We start from the raw sequence: 16,276 nt of genomic DNA on the forward strand, positions 1-16,276 counted from the left end.
TTCCATGCAGTCGGGGTGGACCGAACGAGTGGCCCCGGGGCGGCCGCCTCGTCCGCCCGGCCCTGCCCGTGCGCCCGGGCACGCCATAAGCTCGTCCTCCCGACCCCATGGAGACTGCGCCGTATGACCGAACAGACCCAGACGCTGTCGCTGGTCCTGAGAACCATCAGGAGCGGCCTGGCGGTGACCCGGCCCGAGTTGAGCCGGCACACCGGCCTGGGCCGGACGATCATCCAGCAGCGGGTCGACCACGCGCTCAGGGCCGGGCTGCTCAGCGAGGGCGAGCCCGCGCCGTCGACCGGCGGCCGACCGTCGCGGATCCTGCACATCGCGGCCGGGCGCGGCGCCGTCCTCGGGGTGGTCTTCGGCGCCACGCACCTGCACCTCGCCGTGGCGGACCTGGACGGCACGCAGCTCGCCGACCGGCGGCTGCCCTGGGACGTCGAGGCCGGCCCCGAGGCGTCCCTGGCCGCGCTCTTCGAGGCCGCCGCCGACCTGCTCACCGGAGAGCTGGCGGACCGGCTGTGGGGCGTGTGCGTGGGCGTCCCCGGACCGGTCGACTTCGCCCGGGGCACCCCCGTCCATCCACCCATCATGGAGGGCTGGCACGGCTTCCCGCTGCGCGAGCGCCTGGAGGCCCACTTCGCCGTCCCGGCCTGGGTCGACAACGACGCCAACGTGATGGCGCTGGGCGCCTGGAGCCGTGACCGGGTCACGGCCGGCGACAACGTCCTGCTCGTCAAGGCCGGCACCGGCATCGGTCTCGGCCTGATCTCCCGGGGCCGCCTGCACCGCGGGGCCCGGGGCGCGGCCGGCGACCTGGGCCACACCATCGTCGCCGCCGAGTCCCGCCACCGGTGCCGGTGCGGGAAGTTCGGCTGTCTGGAGGCGCTGGCCGGGGGCTGGGCGCTCGCGCGGGACGCCCGCGCCGCGGCCCTGGCCGGACGCAGCGCCTTCCTCCAGGAGCGGCTCGACCATCTGACCGTCACCGAGGTCCTGGACGGCTGCGCGCACGGCGATCCGGTCAGCATCGAGCTGGTCACCCGGGCCGGAGAGCTCGTCGGATCCCAACTGGCGCTGCTGGTCAGCGTGTTCAACCCGTCGACGGTGTATCTGGCGGGCACGCTGGCGCAGGCCGGTGACGTGTTCCGCGCGCCGGTCGTCGACCAGGTCACCCGGGGCGCCCTCCCGCTGGCCACCGACGAACTCGTCATCACCGAGGCCGACCCGGACCGCGCCGAGGGGGTGGGCGCGGCCCAGCTTGCCATCGAGGAGCTGCTGCACCCCGACATGCTCGGCGAGTGGCTGCCCCACGGCAGTCCGCGCGACGCGCACGCCCGCGAGCGAGCGGGCGCCGAGCCGCTCTACCTCTCCTGAGCGGCCCCCGCTCACCGGGGCCGCTGGGTCTCCTTCACGTCCACCCAGCCGCCGTCCTGCGCCGACGCCACGACCGCCTCGGCGATGTGCGCGGCCCGGACCCCGTCCGCGAAGGTCGGCATCCCCTCGACCTCCGTACCGCGTACGGCGGCGTGGGCGTCGGCGACGAAGTCCGCGAAGCACTCGTAGTAGCCCTGGGGGTGACCGGCGGGCAGCGCCGCCGAACGGCCCGCCGGCGACATGGCGCGGCCCGGGTCGCGCACGACCACCCGCGCGCCGTCGCGGCCGCCGATCCACAGCGACTCGGGGGTCTCCTGGTGGAACGCGAAGCTGGCGTCCGGCCCGTCGAAGGAGAACGACAGGGCGTTCTTGTACCCCGCGGACGCCTGGCTGACGACGACCGAGCCCACGGCGCCGGAGTCGGTCCGCAGCTGCACGACCGCCCCGTCCTCCGTCGCGACCGGACGCGGGGTGCCGTCGGCCGCCGGGCGGGTCGCGGCGGTCCGCGCGAAGGTGGCCGACACCTGGGTGATGCGCTGGCCGGTGACGAACTCCGCCAGGTCGCACCAGTGGACGCCGATGTCGCCGAAGGCGCGGGTGGCGCCGCCGTCCGCCGGGTCGACGCGCCAGTTGCCGGTGTCCGGATCGGCGAGCCAGTCCTGGAGGTAGCTGCCGTGCAGCAGCCACGGCGGCCGCTGTCCGGGCCGGGCGAGGCGCAGCCGGGCCTCGCGCACCGAGGCGTAGTACCGGTAGACGAACGGCACCGCGGTCACCAGCTCCCGCTCGGCCGCCAGTTCGTGCAGCTCCCGGGCGGTCGCCGCGTCCGTGGCCAGCGGCTTCTCGCAGACGACGGGGACACCCGCGGCGAGCGCGGCGCGGGCGAACCGGGCGTGCGAGGCGTTGGGCGTGCACACGTGCACGACGTCCACCCCGGCCCGCAGCACGTCCTCGACCGAGTCGAACCCGCGCCCGGCGCCGAACCGCTCCGCCGCGTCACGCCCCTTGTGCGGGGTGGACCCGACGATCCCCACCACGTCGGCGCCCGCCGCGCGCGCGGACCGGGTGTGCACCGCCCCCATGAAACCCGTTCCGATCACCGCGACACGGAGTTGACTCATGATGCCCTCGTCTTCCTCTCCCAAGGGGGCTTCAGCAAAGCCTCACACGAACAAAAGGTATGGCCCTGAAGAGATCCTTGGCCGATAGTTTTGTTCAAACTAAGCTAAAGTCGCGAATGGAGCCAAGGAGGCACCGCATGACCCAGCACCCGCGCCCGGCCCGCCGACCGGTCACCCTGTTCACCGGACAATGGGCCGACATGCCCTTCGAGGAGGTCGCCCGGCTGGCGAGCGAGTGGGGGTACGACGGTCTGGAGATCGCGGCCTCGGGCGACCACCTCGACCTGGCCCGCGCCGAGGAGGACCCGGACTACCTCCCCGCCAAGCAGGCCGTCCTCGACCGGTACGGGCTGAAGGTCTGGGCGATCTCGCACCACCTGGGCGGCCAGGCCGTCTGCGACGACCCCATCGACTTCCGCCACCAGGCGATCCTGCGCCCCTCGGTGTGGGGCGACGGCGACGAGGAGGGCGTGCGGCAGCGGGCCGCCGAGGACATGAAGCGTGCCGCCCGCGTGGCCCGCCGGCTCGGCGCCGACACCGTCGTCGGCTTCACCGGGTCGAAGATCTGGAAGTACGTCGCCATGTTCCCGCCGGTCCCGCAGTCCGTCATCGACGACGGCTACGAGGACTTCGCCCGCCGCTGGAACCCGATCCTGGACGTCTTCGACGCCGAGGGCGTGCGCTTCGCCCACGAGGTCCACCCCTCCGAGATCGCCTACGACCACTGGACCAGCGTGCGGACCCTGGAGGCCATCGGCCGGCGGCCCGCCTTCGGGTTCAACTGGGACCCCTCGCACATGCTCTGGCAGGGCGTCGACACCGTCGGCTTCATCACCGACTTCGCCGACCGCATCTACCACGTCGACTGCAAGGACACCCGGGTGCGCCCGCAGACCGGCCGGTCCGGCATCCTCGGCTCCCACCTGCCCTGGGGTGACCCGCGCCGCCGCTGGGACTTCGTCTCCGTCGGCCACGGCGACGTGCCCTGGGAGGACGCCTTCCGCGCCCTCGCCGCGATCGGCTACGACGGGCCGATCTCCGTCGAGTGGGAGGACGCCGGCATGGACCGCCTGCACGGCGCGGCCGAGGCCGTCGACCGGATCAAGGCCGCGCTGTGGCCGCTGCCCGAGGCGTCCTTCGACGCCGCGTTCAGCAACCAGTGACCGACGGTCCGGTCCCCGCGAGGGTGCCCGGCCGCACCGCGCCGGGACCGAAGCGGCGGCGTGCCTTGTCCGCGGCGGCCTCCACGGCGCGGGCCCGGTCGGCCCCCGGGTCGAGCGAGAGCTGACGGTGTGCCGCGCCGGCCGGGCGGAGGTCGTCGGCGCGGACGGTGAAGGCGCGGACCCGCGCGCGTTGCAGCCCGAGACCGGCCAGCAGCGCGAGCGCGGTGCCGGCGAGGGCCGGTGAGTGTCCGGTGGACTCCGGCAGGGCGCGGGTGCGCGTGGTGGAGCTGCGGTCCGCGTACCGCACGGTGAGGGTGAGCCGCCCGGCTGCCCGGCCCTGGCCGCGCAGCCGCTGACCGAGCTGATCGGCGAGTCCCAGGACGGCGCGGTGCTGCTCGGCCGGGTCGAGGCAGTCGCGGTCGAGGACGTGATCGACGCTCAGGTGCTCGGCGGGCTCGGCCGGGACGACCGGACGCGGGTCGTGGCCGCGGGCGCGCTCGGCGAGCAGCCGGGCCTGCGTGCTGCCGAGGAGCCGTTGCAGGGTCGCGGGCGGCAGGTCCGCGAGCTGCCCGATGGAGTGCAGGCCGTACTTGCCGAGCGTCGCCGCCGTGCTGCGGCCGATGCCCGGCAGGGCGGCGACCGGACGCGGCGCGAGCCACTGCGCGGCCCGCTCGGCGGGCACCCAGGTGGTGGCCTCCGGCGCCGAGGCGTCCGCCGCCATGGCCGCCAGCATGCGGTTGCCCGCGAGTCCGGCGCTGCACTCGACGCCGTAGAGGGCCTTCAGCCGCATCATCGCCATCTGGACCGCGTCGTACGGGGACATGTCGAAGTAGCGGAGCGCCGAGGTCAGGTCCAGCTGGACGGCGTCCGGCGGGACGGCCTGCACGTGCGGCGTGATACCGGACATCAGTTCGATTACGTGTGCGTACTGCTCCTCGGTCAGCCGGGCGTGCAGATGGAGATGGGCGATGTGCCGCCGTCGTGTGGTCATCCCGCGCTCCCCGGACTCCTGTGACCGAACTTCTTCAGATCCGCCGACCGGCTGCCCGCGGGCTGCAGATCGGCGTACGGGTGCAGCCGGGCGCCCGTGGTGCCGTTGGCCAGGGTGCGCCGCGGCTGGGCGGGCGTCGGATGCGGACGGTCGGCGCCGAGCAGGGCGAGCGCGGCCTCGGGGCCGTTGTCCCGGCGGGCCGCGGCGATCTCGTCCAGGTCCCAGGCCATGCTGCCGACCACGGTGCGGCGGGTGCCGCGCACCTGGACCGTGCCGCGCACCAGGAGCAGCCCGCTGTGGAAGACGGTGTGCGCGCAGGCCGGGTGGGAGTCCTCGAAGAACGCCAGGTCGACCAGGCCCGAGCCGTCCTCCAGGGTGACGAAGATGATCCGCTTGCCGCTGGCGATCGGCGGCGTCTGGGTGGAGGCCCGGACCCCGGCGACGAGCACCTGCTGCCCGGCGCGCAGCCCGGCCAGATGCGCCGAGTCGGTCGCGCCGATCTCCCGCAGCAGCCGGTGGTGGTGCTCCATCAGGTGCTTGGAGACGTCGAGGCCGAGGGTGTTCAGCTCGGCGCCCATCGTCTCCCGCGAGGTCAGGTCCGGCAGCCCGCTGGGGTCCTGCCCGCCCACCGCGCCGGTGTCGAAGGGGAGTTGGCCCTCGCCCGCGGTCCGGGTGCGGGACTGCCGGTGCAGTTCGGCGATCTGCAGCAGCAGGTCGCGGCGGGTGAGCCGGTCGTCGTGCAGCGGGCCCAGGGCGCCGATCTCGGCGAGCCGCTCGGCGGTCGGCCGGCTGGGGCGGGCCCGCTGCCAGAAGTCGGACAGCGAACCGTAGGGCTGCCCCTCCTCGATCCGCGCGGCCTCCTCCTCGCTGATGCCGCGCACCTCGGACAGCGCGAGCCGCACCCCCCACCGCTCCCCGCCGGTCTCCTCGACGACGTGCCGCACCCGGGACCGGTTGACGTCGACCGGCAGCACCGGCACACCGCTCCGGCGCGCGTCGGCGACCAGGACCCGCTTGGGCCACATGCCGGGATCGTGTTCGAGCAGCCCCGCCAGCAGATACGCGGGGAAGTGCGCCTTGAGCCAGGCGCTCTGCAGGGCCGGTACGGCGAACGCGACCGCGTGGGCGCGGCAGAACCCGTAGGCACCGAACGCCTCGACGGTCCTCCAGACCTCCTCGCGGACCGCGTCGCCGTACCCGCGCGCCCGCGCCTCGCGGTGGAACCAGTCCCGGATGCGGGGCAGCCGGTCCTTGTCCCCGAGCGCGCGCCGGGCGATCTCCGCCATGGCGCGGTCGCAGCCCGTCAGCACCGACAGGGTCTCGATGATCTGCTCGTGCCAGATGGTCACGCCGTAGGTGTCCGCGAGGACGGGCTCCAGGTCGGGGTGGGCGTACTCGGGGGCGCCGCCGTGCCGGGCCGCGATGTACCGCTCGGGCATCCCGCCGGCGACCGGCCCGGGACGGAAGAGGCTGATGTCGGCGATGACGTCCTGCGGATCGCGGGGCTGCAGCCGCGACAGCAGGTCCTGCTGGCCGGGCGACTCCAGCTGGAACATGCCCAGGGTGCGGCTCTCCTGGATGAGCTTGAACGCGAACACGTCGTCGAGCGGCACCTGCCGCTGGTCGTCCAGGTCGACGCGGTTGCCGGTGGTCCGCTCGATCTCCGCGACGGCGTGGGCCATCGCGGACTGCATCCGCACGCCCAGGACGTCCAGCTTGATGTTGCCCAGCGCCTCGATCTCCTCCTTCGCCGCCATCGCCATCGGGTAGTCGCCCTGCGGGGTCGGCTGCACCGGCAGCCGGTCCAGGAGCGTCGCGTCGCTGATGACCACACCGCAGGGGTGCATGGCCATGCCGTGGACCAGGGAGTCGAGCCCCTCGGCCAGCTCCCACAGCGGCCCGTACCGGTGCGCCTGCGCCGCGAGCCCGCGCAGCTCCGGCAGTTCGGCGAGGGCGCCGGTGATGTCGGAGGCGCGCAGGTGCGGGAAGCTCTTCGCGATTCTGTCGACCTCCGCGGGCTCGATGCCCAGGGCGAGCCCGACGTCGCGCAGCGCCCGGCGCGCCCGGTAGGTCTCGGGCATCGCGGTGACCGCCACCCGCTCCTTGCCGAACCGCTCGAAGATCACGTCGTAGCACTCCAGGCGCCGCGCGGACTCCACGTCGAGGTCGATGTCCGGCAGCGAGGCCCGGCGCACGCTCAGGAAGCGTTCGAACAGCAGCCGGTGCTCCAGCGGGTTCGCCGTGGCGATCCCCAGCGCGTGACAGACCATCGAGCCCGCGCCGGAGCCGCGCGCGGCGACCCGGATCCCCTTCGCGCGGATGTCGGCCACGACCTGCCCGATGGCGAGGAAGTACGCGTCGTAGCCCAGCTCGGCGATGACGGCGAGCTCCTCGTCCAGCCGCTTCAGGGCGGCCGGGTCGCGGTCCAGGCCGCGCCGGGCCAGACCGGCCTCGGACTGCTCGCGCAGCAGCCGGGCCGCGCCGCCGGACCGGGGCGAGGCGCCGAACAGCTCGGGCTCGGGGAGCTTGTGGGTGCCCAGGCCGAGATCCGCCACGGGGTCCACGGCGCAGGCGGCGGCGGTGGCCGCGGTGTCCGCCAGCAGCCGCTGCGCCCGCCGCGGTCCGGCTCCCGCGCACTCGGCGATCATCCGTGCGACGCCCGCCATGGCCGCCTCGTCCTTGAGCCAGCGCTGTCCGCTGTCGAGGCGGCGCCGGTCGACGGGGCGCAGCAGCCGCGCGGCGTCCAGGACGTCGGCGAGGCGGTGCTGGTCGGGGTCGGCGTACCGCACCGCGTTGGTGAGGACGGCGGTGGTGCCGGTGCGGTCGGCCAGGGTCAGGGTGCGGGCGGCCAGGCGGAGGGATCCCGCGCCTGTGCTGAAACGTTTCTGCGCGACCGCTTCGAGCCGCACCCCCGCCCCGAAGGCCTCCTGCCACGGGGTCAGCAGCTTCCGTGCGACGTCCTCCCGGCCCGCGGCCAGCGCCCGGACCGGCTCGGAGAGGGGGCCGAGCAGCACCGTCAGGCCGGGGCCGCCGTGCTCACGCAGCGCTTCCCACGGCGCGACCGGCATCCCCGACGGGGTGGTCGCGGCGCGGGCGTGGGCGGCCGAGGTGATCCGGCACAGCCGGGCCCAGCCGATCCTGTTCTCCGCCAGCAGGACGACCCGCAGCGGCGGCTCGATCACGTGCGCCCCGCCGCGGGCCGGTGTGCGGCCGCGTTGGGCGGGGGGCGGGGGTGCGAGGGCCTCCACGGCGAGGTCGATCCCGAAGACGGGCCGGATGCCCTCCGTCGCGCACGCCCGGGCGAATCGAACAGCGCCGGTGACCGTGTCCCGGTCGGTCAGCGCGAGGGCCGGCATGCCGCGCTGCGCCGCCCGGCGGGCCAGGTGTTCGGGGTGGGAGGCGCCGTAGCGCATCGAATAGCCGGAGGCGACATGCAGGTGAGCAAAGCCCGTCATGCCACACCTCCATCGCTTTGCCCCCTTCGCCGCTTCTGTCCGACAATTCAATCGTACTCGCGTTCGATAACCCCGCTAAGCCTAGCTCAGTGTTCGAACATTTGATCGCATCGGAAGTGGCAGGTGGGGGCTAAGGTGCCCGCATGACGAACGATCCGCGCCTGTGCGCCATAACCCCCGACACCTTCGACGCCGCCCTCGGTGTGCGGGTGCGGCCGGACCAGGAGCACCTGGTGGCACCGGTGGTGAAGTCGCTGGCGGAGGCCTACGCGCATCCCGGGGTGGCCTGGCCCCGGCTGATCGTCGACGGGGAGCGGACCGTCGGGTTCCTGATGGCCTTCTTCGACATCGACTGGACCGGCGACGGCACCGACCGCCGCTCCGGCCTGTGGCGGCTGAACATCGCGGACGGCGAGCAGGGCCGGGGCTACGGCCGCTTCGCAGTCGAGGCCGTGGCCGACGAACTGCGCCGCCGCGGCGGCACCCGCATGTTCGTCACCTGGCACCCCGGCCCCGACGGCCCCGAGGGGTTCTACCTCGCCCTCGGGTTCCGGCCGACGGGGGAGACCAGCGGCGGGCAGACGGTCGGTGAACTCGTGCTGGAGGACTGAGAGGGCTGAGGGGACTGAGAGGACTGAGAGGACTGAGAGGACTGAGAGGGCTGAGGGGATCTCGGGCGGGCCGGGGCCCGGGGTGCTCAGTGCGTCCAGGGCGGCGTGATCCGCGTCCCGTCCGCCAGTTCCGCCTCCAGGCCCACCGATGTCGTCACCCACATCGCCGCCGGGGCGTCCGTGGGGTTCTCCACCGCGAGCGTCGTGCCCGCGTTCACGATCGCCGTGTCGCCGGCGGTGACGGTGTGGGTCTCTCCGTCGAGGGTCAGCCGCAGCGTCCCCGCGAGCAGATGCAGCACCTCCTCGTGGGTCACCGTGTGGGCCGGGGCCCGGGTGTCGGCCGGGATCTCGCCCCGCCAGGCCGCCAGTTGGGCGCTGCCGGTGCGGGGAGTGGCGTACGAGACGAAGCGGGCGCCGTGCATCTCGTGGACGACGGCCTCCGACGCGCGGACTACGGGCATGTCTCCTCCTTGAGGGATCCGGTGGCCGGGGATTTCTGAATCCGGAGGCCAATTGGTCAAGCAGCTTGACTACATGCTCATATGGTCAGGCTGCTTGACCATTCCGTCAAGGGTGTTTCAATGCGGGGGTGCAGAAGACCGAAGCCCTCGCCCTGTCCGCCGCCCTGCTCGCCGCCGCGGGCGACCTGACGCAGCGCCTGCACGAAGGCGTCGTGGCCAGAGGGTTCGACGGGCTGCGGCCCGTGCACGGCTTCGCGTTCTCGCGGCTGTCCGCCGGGGACGCCACCACCACCGAACTCGCCGCCCACCTCGGCGTGACCAAGCAGGCCGCGAGCCAGCTCGTCGACGAGATGGTGCGCAAGGGGTACGTGGAGCGGCGGCCGCACCCGCACGACGCGCGGGCCCGGCTCCTGGTGCTCACCGAGCGCGGCCGGGCCTGCACCCGGGCCGCCGAGGAGGCCGCCGGGGAGGCCGTGCTGCCCTGGGTGGAGCGGTTCGGAGAGGAGCAGGTGCGGGCGCTGACGGCCCAGTTGCTGGCCATCGCACCGGGCGGGCCGGTCCGGCCGGTCTGGTGAGCCGGCGGCGGCACGCCGACGCCCCGGCGGGCTGCTCGGCCGGCCGGGGCGTACGGGAAGGGGTGTCGAAGCGCGGGGTCAGCGGCTGTGCCGGCCACCGCCCGCCACCGCGCGCCGCCGCACCGAGGTGAACAGGCCCGCCGCGCCGATCGTCAGGGCGGCCGCACCGCCGATCGCGATGTACGAGGTGGACGCGTCGCCACCGGTCTCCGCGAGCCGCTCCGAACTGCCGTCCGTGGACGGGGTGTTGCCGTCGGTCGAGGCCGCTGCCGCCTCCGTCGACGGGGACGCCGAGCCGTGGTCCTCGTGCGGGGTGACCGTGTCGCCGTCGCCCATGTCCATGCCGCTGTGGTCCACCGTCGACTTGTCGGCGTCCTCGGCGATCTGCTCGTCGGAGGGGGCCGAGGCTGCGGGCGCCGCCGCCGCGCCCGTGGACCCGGAACCGCCGCTGCCGCCGTACGTCACGTCCGAGCAGGAGTAGAACGCCTCCGGGCTGTCCGAGCGCTGCCAGATGCCGTAGACCAGCTGACGGCCCGTGCGCTCGGGCAGCGTGCCGGAGAACGTGTAGTAGCCGCCCTCGGCCGTCGGGTCCGTCTTCGTCGCCACCGGGTGCTCCAGGTCCAGGTCGGACCAGGCCAGCGGCTTCGACGCGTCGTAACCCTGCTTCGTCACATAGAGGTTGAAGGTGCCCTTGTGCTGGGCGGTCACCTTGTACTTGAAGGTGTACGCGCCCGCCGAGACCTTCGTCGCCGGCCAGTCGTCGCGCGCCAGGTCCAGGCCCTTGAACTCCTCGGAGTTCGCCGAGCACAGCTTGCCGTCCGGGATCTTCGCCTGGTGCTGCCCGCCGGCGTCCCCGATCCGGATGCCGTTCCAGTCGTACAGGGCCTGCGAGCCGCCGGCCGCGACCGCCGCCTTGCACGCCGCGGAGGTGGGGTTCTCGGCGCCCTCCGCGTAGCAGGCCGCGACCCGGCTGACCGGGTCGCCGAGCGTGCCGTGCGCGGCGGCGGGCGACGCGGCGAAGGCGGCGAGGGCGGTGGCGCCCGAGGCGACGGCGGTGAGCGCGGTCAGGGTGCGGCGTGTGGGCATGGGGGCTCCTCGGTCTTGTCCGACGTGGGGGTGTGCCAAGGAAGTTAGCCCGCGAGAACGCCCCGTCCGGCCCTTCCGGGGGCCCCGGGACGATCTTTATGGCCCGCTTAAGGCCGGGCTCAGCCGGGGATCAGAAACGGCGCCGCCCCGCCGGATCCCGATGGTGCGGGGGCGGGGTGGTGGCGTAGACAAGGAGACATGAACGAAGAAGCACGTACGACGGATCCGGGACTGCGCGTCCGTCCGGCCGTCGCCGCCGACGTACCGGCCGTCAAGGCCGTCACCGACGCCGCGTACCACCCCTACATCGCCCGCATCGGCATCGCCCCGCAGCCCATGGAGGCCGACCACGCCGCGAACGTCGCGGCGGGCCTTGTGCACGTCACGGGGGACCCGGACGTCATCGGGCTCGTGGTGGTGGAGGCCCGGCCCGGTCATCTGTTCCTGGACAGCGTCGCGGTCCACCCCGACGCCCACGGGCGAGGGGTGGGCCGCCGCCTGCTCGGCTTCGTCGACGAGCACGCGCGCGCCCTCGGCCTGCCCGAAGTCAGGCTCTACACACATGCGTTGATGTGGGAGAACCAGGAGATCTACCCGCGCTACGGATACGAGGTCATGGAGCGCCGTGTCGACGGGCCCTACGACCGCATCCACTACCGCAAGCGGCTCTGAGGAGCATCCCGGGGCCTACTCGTCCGGCCACCACGTCTTGCGCACGTCCTTGCGCACTTCGGGCCGCTCCCGCTGCCGCTCGACAGCCTCTTCCCGTAGCCGGCGGGCGATGGTGCTCTGCCCGACGGGCTTGTGCATGGTCACTCGGCGCATGGGTGCCTCCTGTACCTACACGGTCTCCAACGTGGTGCCGTTGTAGACCTGTTCCCGGAGCCTTGCTCATCGAAGCGCATTTGTCAGTGGCGGTTGTCACGGAGGTCGCGGGCGTGCGCCCCCTGGCGGGGGCCGCGTTGTCAGTGCCGCGTGGTCTGATGCGGGACATGAGCGAGAGACCCGAGAGCACCGTCCCTCCTGTCCCAGAAGCCTGGGGGCGCATCGAGGCATGGCTGAGCGCACACGCGCCTGTGACGTATGCCACGTTGCGGCCCGGCGTCGCTGCGGACGAGGTGGCTGCGGTCGAGGAGGAGCTCGGTCTGCGCCTGCCCGCCGACTTCGTGGCCGTCCTGACCCGGCACGACGGGGTGGCGTCGGGGCAGGGCGCGTTCACCTTCCCCGGCGACGGCGCGCCACTGTCGCTCGCCGAGCTGCTCGACGGAGCACGGATGCACCTCGACCTCTGGGACGACGGCAGCGAGGACGGCGAGGACGGACTGCTCGACGGCGACTACTGGCACCGCCGGTACGTCATGTTCACCGGGGGCAACACAGCGGACGGGCTGGTGCTCGACTGCCGCCCCGGCGACACCTTCGGGGCGGTCGGCGACTTCTTCAACGGCGAGGGCACCCGCTTCGGCCGCCGGCCCTCGTACACGGGGCTGCTGACCGAGGTCGCCGACGCGCTGGAGAACGGCACACCGGTGGGCGGGATCCTCAAGTACGTGGGCGTGGCCTTCGCCGGTGAACTGCTGTGGGAGCCCGAGCCGCAGCCCGAGCCCGCGCCGCTCTCCCTGTTCGACCGTGCGGCGGCGGAGCCCGCACCGGCCCCGGCCGAGCCCTTCGACGAGCGGTTCCGGCCGGTCGCCGAAAAGGGCTGGGCGGGCGAGTACGCCGAGTTCTGCCTCACCTTCGTGCACGGTGTCGGCCCGGACGAACTCCTCGACCGGTACGGCGCGTTGCCCGGCACCCGCGCCGAGCGCACCCGCGTCGACGCCGTCGAGGACAGCGCCCGCTGGACCGGCGTCCATCTGCCGACCGTGCGCGCCGGCCGGGCGGGGGAGTGGGCCTTCGGCATCGAGCAGGGCCATGCGGAGGGCGCGCGGGACGCGGTGCTGCGCCGGCTGTCGCGGGGCACCCGCGCGGTGTCGCTGCACTTCTCCGGATTCACCGCGCTCTCCCTGTACGAGGACGGCCGCCGCGTCACCCTCCACGACACCCGGGGCGTGCCGCGCGGCCGGGACGAGCGCGACCCGTACGAGGTGTTCCCCGCACTGCCGGGGCGCTCCGGCTCCGAGCGGCCGTCGCGGCCGGGCCTCGGGCAGCCGCTGGGGACCGCGGTTCCGACGCCGCGACAGCCCCCGCGCGCGACCGGGCCGGGACTCGCCCTGCTCGGCGCCGCCGAGCCCGCGCCCGATCCCCGGTACCTCACGGTCGCGACCCCGCCGGGCTTCGCGGGACCGAACCGCGAGGTCCTGCGCCAGGTGTGCGCTGCGCTCACCGCCGCCCTCGGCATCGAACTGCCGCCGGACGCCCTCGGCGGCGCGCTGCCCAGCGCCCAGGTCCTGCCGGTCCTGGAACCGCTCACCGGCCCGGGCGGGGCCCTGCCGGACGCCGTGACCGCGCTGCTGGACGCGGCCGGTCCGACGGCCCTGCGCACGGCGCTCGCCGCCCAGCTCGCCCTGCTCACCGAGGAGACCGGCCTCGACCGCCACCCCGAGGTGACCGCCGCCCTCACGGTGGACGGCCAGGGACCCGTCGACGACGACTCCCCGCTCGGCAGACGCGCACGCACCGTGGCGGCCGAGTGGGCAGGTGCCCGGCGGGCGCAGGGCAAAGAGGTGGCCGGACAGAAGGTGACCCGGGACGACGTCAGCGGCTGGCGGCGGCGTGACGGAGCGGCACGGGCGGTGCGGGCCTGGTGCGAGCGGCCCGCGCGGGAGGCGGCCGGCTGGATCCTGCCGCAGCGCGAGGACCCACAGTGGCGCACGCGCCTTGTCACCGACCTGACCGACGCGAAGGAGCGGGCATGAGCACGAGCGACATGTGGGACGAGGCGGCGGCCGCCTTCGACGACGAGCCGGACCACGGGCTGCGGGACCCCGACGTGCGCGCGGCCTGGGCGGACCGTCTCGACAGCTGGCTGCCCGTGGCGGCGGGTGGCGCGCTGCTCGACCTCGGCTGCGGCACCGGCAGCCTGTCGCTGCTCGCGGCCGAGCGGGGCCACCGGGTGACGGGGGTCGACAGCGCCCCGCGCATGCTGGAGCTGGCCCGGCGCAAACTGGCGGGCCGGAACGCCGAGTTCCACCTCGGTGACGCGGCGGCCCCGCCGGTGCCGCCGCACGCGTACGACGTGGTGCTCGTCCGGCACGTGCTGTGGGCGCTGCCCGATCCCGAGGACGTGCTGCGGCACTGGCTGACCCTGCTGCGGCCCGCGGGGCGGCTGGTGCTGATCGAGGGGGTGTGGGGCGAGCTGAACCCGGTGGGCATCCCGGCCGATCGGCTCCTCGGCGTGCTCGGCTCCCTCGCGCCGCTCGTCCGCGAGGTGCGGCACACTCCGTTGTCGCAGGACGCGCGGCTGTGGGGCGGGCCGGTGCGCGACGAGCGCTACGCGGTGGTCGCGCTCAGCTGAGCAGCGCGGGGAACCCGCCGCGGCGGGCCAGGAGTTCGAGACCGTCGAGGGCCCGCGTCGCCTCCCGCGCGGCGGCCGGGTACCGCTTCGCGAGCCCGCTGTCGGCGAACTCGTCCTCGTCGAGCCGGATCACCTCGGAGCCGTCCGCCGAGACCCACAGATCGAGGTCGAGATCCTCGGAGAGCAGGTCCCCGTCGTCGCCGCGGACCACCGGGCGGGTGATGTCGCAGTACCAGCCCTTCAGCGTGCCGTCGCCCGCCCGCACCTCCTTGACCGCGTACCAGCGGTCGCGCCAGTAGTGCTCGGTGAGGACATCGCCGGGCGCGAACTGTACGAAGCCAAAGTCCCGTACGCCCTCGCTCGCCCACGCGGCGCGGACCACCACGTGCGTGCCGTCGTCGCGCAGCAGCGCCGCCGGATACCTGATCTTCGTCCGCCCGGCCTTGACCAGGCGGACGTGCACCGGGTCAGACGTCGAGGGTGCGGACATGGCGGATCTCCTTCGCGTCGAACGTGTAGCCGAACCAGGCGTTGATCGCGAGCATCGGCCCGTTGCCCGCGTCGTTGCCCGTGAACGCCACCGTGATCCCGGCCTCCCGGGCGCGGTGCAGCGAGTCGTTCTTGGCCAGCTTGGCGAGGCCCCGGCCGCGGTGGTCGCGGGCCGTGCCGGTCATGCCCGACGAGTAGCGGCCGTCGCCGTCGGTGTGGGCGAAGGTGAACGCGGCGGGGGCGCCGTCCACCACGGCCACCGACGTCAGCTCGTGGTCGAGCAGGGGGTGGTGCCAGACTTCCGCCAACCACTGCTCGTAGTCGCCGAGTTCGGTGGCGATGTCGCTCGGCTCGTCGGCCGCAGTCTCCGCGTCGAGGGTGAACAGGGGCCGCGGGTCGGCCGCGTAGTCGGCGCCGGTGCGCAGCTCCACCCCGGACGGGACGGGGCCGCGCGGCGGCAGGGCGTCGTCGGCGGTGAGGTCCAGGCGCAGGAAGTGGGCGCTGCGGCTGGCCCGGTAGCCGTGGGCCGCCGCCCAGGCGAGATTGCGGTCGCCGTCGAGCGCCCAGCAGAACACCTCGCGGGCGCCGTGCCGGGCGAGATGCTCCTCCGCCGTGCGCAGGATCAGGCTGCCCGCGCCCCGGTTCTCGTGGTCCGGGTGGACGTAGACGTTCGCGTAGCCCTGGCCGGGCTGCGGGCTGTCGTGCGCGATGCCGACCTGCGCGGTGCCGATGACCGTGCCGTCGTCCGTCACCGCGATCAGCTGGCGGTAGTGGGCGTCGGGGTGGGTGCGGGCCGCGTGGTGGGCGACCGAGGCGGGGGTCGCCAGCATCGCGGGCACGCAGGCCCGGCGTACTCGGGTGAAACCGTCCACCTCGGACGGGGAATCGGGGCGCAGCGTACGAACGATCAACGTCATGGGGCCGGACGGTACGCGCCGGTCGTGCCCGGGTGCCTCTCATTTTCCGGGCCTGCGGGAGAATCGGGGCCGTGACCCTGAAGATCCGGATTGACGACAGCGCGGCCCCCTACGAGCAGGTGCGGGCGCAGATCTCCGAGCAGGCCCGGGGCGGGACACTGCCCGTGGGGTACAAGCTGCCCACGGTGCGGGGGCTTGCCGAGGAGTTGGGGCTTGCCGCCAATACCGTGGCCAAGGCTTATCGGGCGCTCGAGGCGGACGGGGTGATCGAGACGCGGGGGCGCAACGGCACGTTCGTCGCGTCCGCTCGGGATGCGGCTTCTCGGGAGGCGGCCGGTGCGGCTCAGGTCTATGCCGAGCGCGTTCAGCGGCTCGGGCTCTCGGAGGAGGACGCCCTCGCCGCCGTCCGGGACGCGGTGCGGGCCGCTTATTCCTAGCCCGTCCCCGTCCGCGGCTCTCGTCGTGGCTGGTCGCGCAGTTCCCCGCGCCCCTGAGATGCGCACTTCGTGCGGCATCTCATCAAGAGAGGCGGCGCGCAGCGCCTGCCCCAGGGGCGCGGGGAACTGCTCGGGAAGC

The 16,276-nt window shown here is 74.0% G+C and carries 16 protein-coding genes; 8 read left to right on the forward strand and 8 right to left on the reverse strand.

Annotated elements, in window-relative coordinates; translation table 11 throughout:
• The first annotated feature begins 123 nt into the window (after positions 1–123).
• On the forward strand, positions 124–1,377 hold the full coding sequence (locus ABT127_RS07445) for an ROK family protein (RefSeq protein ID WP_351445571.1): 1,254 nt from the start codon (positions 124–126) through the stop codon (positions 1,375–1,377).
• Between the two features lie 11 nt (positions 1,378–1,388).
• On the opposite strand, the gene ABT127_RS07450 is transcribed toward ABT127_RS07445, so the two are convergent.
• Positions 1,389–2,495: a Gfo/Idh/MocA family protein gene (locus tag ABT127_RS07450; RefSeq protein ID WP_351445573.1), complete on the reverse strand. Its 1,107-nt coding sequence runs from the start codon at positions 2,493–2,495 to the stop codon at positions 1,389–1,391.
• Between the two features lie 137 nt (positions 2,496–2,632).
• Here ABT127_RS07450 and ABT127_RS07455 point away from each other — a divergent pair, with 137 nt between their 5' ends.
• A complete protein-coding gene (locus ABT127_RS07455) occupies positions 2,633–3,658 on the forward strand; it encodes a sugar phosphate isomerase/epimerase family protein (protein WP_351445575.1) in 1,026 nt (341 codons plus the stop codon).
• Here the strand turns inward: ABT127_RS07455 and ABT127_RS07460 are convergent.
• Both ABT127_RS07460 and ABT127_RS07465 read right to left on the reverse strand, forming a co-directional pair.
• Complete coding sequence (locus ABT127_RS07460; protein ID WP_351445577.1) at positions 3,645–4,649, reverse strand: DNA polymerase Y family protein; 1,005 nt, start codon at positions 4,647–4,649, stop codon at positions 3,645–3,647. The genes ABT127_RS07455 and ABT127_RS07460 overlap by 14 nt on opposite strands.
• Entirely contained in the window at positions 4,646–8,104 is a 3,459-nt protein-coding gene (locus ABT127_RS07465; RefSeq protein WP_351445579.1) for a DNA polymerase III subunit alpha, read from the reverse strand. The genes ABT127_RS07460 and ABT127_RS07465 overlap by 4 nt, the downstream gene beginning before the upstream one ends.
• A gap of 143 nt (positions 8,105–8,247) precedes the next feature.
• On the opposite strand from ABT127_RS07465, the gene ABT127_RS07470 reads away from it, so the two are divergent.
• Positions 8,248–8,715 (forward strand): GNAT family N-acetyltransferase, encoded by a 468-nt coding sequence (locus ABT127_RS07470; RefSeq protein WP_351445581.1) that lies wholly within the window; start codon positions 8,248–8,250, stop codon positions 8,713–8,715.
• A gap of 86 nt (positions 8,716–8,801) precedes the next feature.
• Here the strand turns inward: ABT127_RS07470 and ABT127_RS07475 are convergent, their stop codons facing one another.
• Positions 8,802–9,176, reverse strand: coding sequence for a cupin domain-containing protein (locus ABT127_RS07475; protein WP_351445583.1), 375 nt, complete (start codon positions 9,174–9,176; stop codon positions 8,802–8,804).
• Between the two features lie 128 nt (positions 9,177–9,304).
• Here ABT127_RS07475 and ABT127_RS07480 point away from each other — a divergent pair, with 128 nt between their 5' ends.
• On the forward strand, positions 9,305–9,751 hold the full coding sequence (locus tag ABT127_RS07480) for a MarR family winged helix-turn-helix transcriptional regulator (RefSeq protein ID WP_351445584.1): 447 nt from the start codon (positions 9,305–9,307) through the stop codon (positions 9,749–9,751).
• Between the two features lie 78 nt (positions 9,752–9,829).
• Here ABT127_RS07480 and ABT127_RS07485 read toward each other — a convergent pair whose 3' ends face one another.
• Positions 9,830–10,837 carry a lytic polysaccharide monooxygenase auxiliary activity family 9 protein gene (locus tag ABT127_RS07485; RefSeq protein WP_351445586.1) on the reverse strand — a complete coding sequence of 336 codons (1,008 nt, stop codon included), beginning with the start codon at positions 10,835–10,837 and terminating at the stop codon, positions 9,830–9,832.
• A gap of 198 nt (positions 10,838–11,035) precedes the next feature.
• On the opposite strand from ABT127_RS07485, the gene ABT127_RS07490 reads away from it, so the two are divergent.
• On the forward strand, positions 11,036–11,509 hold the full coding sequence (locus ABT127_RS07490; RefSeq protein WP_351445588.1) for a GNAT family N-acetyltransferase: 474 nt from the start codon (positions 11,036–11,038) through the stop codon (positions 11,507–11,509).
• 15 nt (positions 11,510–11,524) lie between these two features.
• Here the strand turns inward: ABT127_RS07490 and ABT127_RS07495 are convergent, their stop codons facing one another.
• Complete coding sequence (locus ABT127_RS07495; protein WP_351445590.1) at positions 11,525–11,662, reverse strand: hypothetical protein; 138 nt, start codon at positions 11,660–11,662, stop codon at positions 11,525–11,527.
• Positions 11,663–11,913: 251 nt separating this feature from the next.
• Here ABT127_RS07495 and ABT127_RS07500 point away from each other — a divergent pair, with 251 nt between their 5' ends.
• Positions 11,914–13,695, forward strand: coding sequence for a DUF6461 domain-containing protein (locus ABT127_RS07500; RefSeq protein ID WP_351445592.1), 1,782 nt, complete (start codon positions 11,914–11,916; stop codon positions 13,693–13,695).
• Positions 13,692–14,294, forward strand: a complete 603-nt coding sequence (locus ABT127_RS07505) for a class I SAM-dependent methyltransferase (protein WP_351445594.1) — start codon at positions 13,692–13,694, stop codon at positions 14,292–14,294. The genes ABT127_RS07500 and ABT127_RS07505 overlap by 4 nt, the downstream gene beginning before the upstream one ends.
• Here the strand turns inward: ABT127_RS07505 and ABT127_RS07510 are convergent.
• Both ABT127_RS07510 and ABT127_RS07515 read right to left on the reverse strand, forming a co-directional pair.
• Positions 14,287–14,784 carry a ribonuclease FAU-1 family protein gene (locus tag ABT127_RS07510; protein WP_351445596.1) on the reverse strand — a complete coding sequence of 166 codons (498 nt, stop codon included), beginning with the start codon at positions 14,782–14,784 and terminating at the stop codon, positions 14,287–14,289. The genes ABT127_RS07505 and ABT127_RS07510 overlap by 8 nt on opposite strands.
• Entirely contained in the window at positions 14,762–15,700 is a 939-nt protein-coding gene (locus ABT127_RS07515; RefSeq protein WP_351445598.1) for a GNAT family N-acetyltransferase, read from the reverse strand. Before ABT127_RS07515 ends, ABT127_RS07510 begins: the two co-directional genes overlap by 23 nt.
• Positions 15,701–15,771: 71 nt before the next feature.
• On the opposite strand from ABT127_RS07515, the gene ABT127_RS07520 reads away from it, so the two are divergent.
• The gene (locus ABT127_RS07520; RefSeq protein ID WP_351445600.1) at positions 15,772–16,137 is read left to right on the forward strand and encodes a GntR family transcriptional regulator; all 366 of its coding nucleotides are present in this window, start codon (positions 15,772–15,774) and stop codon (positions 16,135–16,137) included.
• The last annotated feature ends 139 nt before the right edge of the window (positions 16,138–16,276 follow it).

The sequence above is a fragment of the Streptomyces sp. NPDC001904 genome, from assembly GCF_040297005.1.
Lineage (GTDB): Bacteria > Actinomycetota > Actinomycetes > Streptomycetales > Streptomycetaceae > Streptomyces.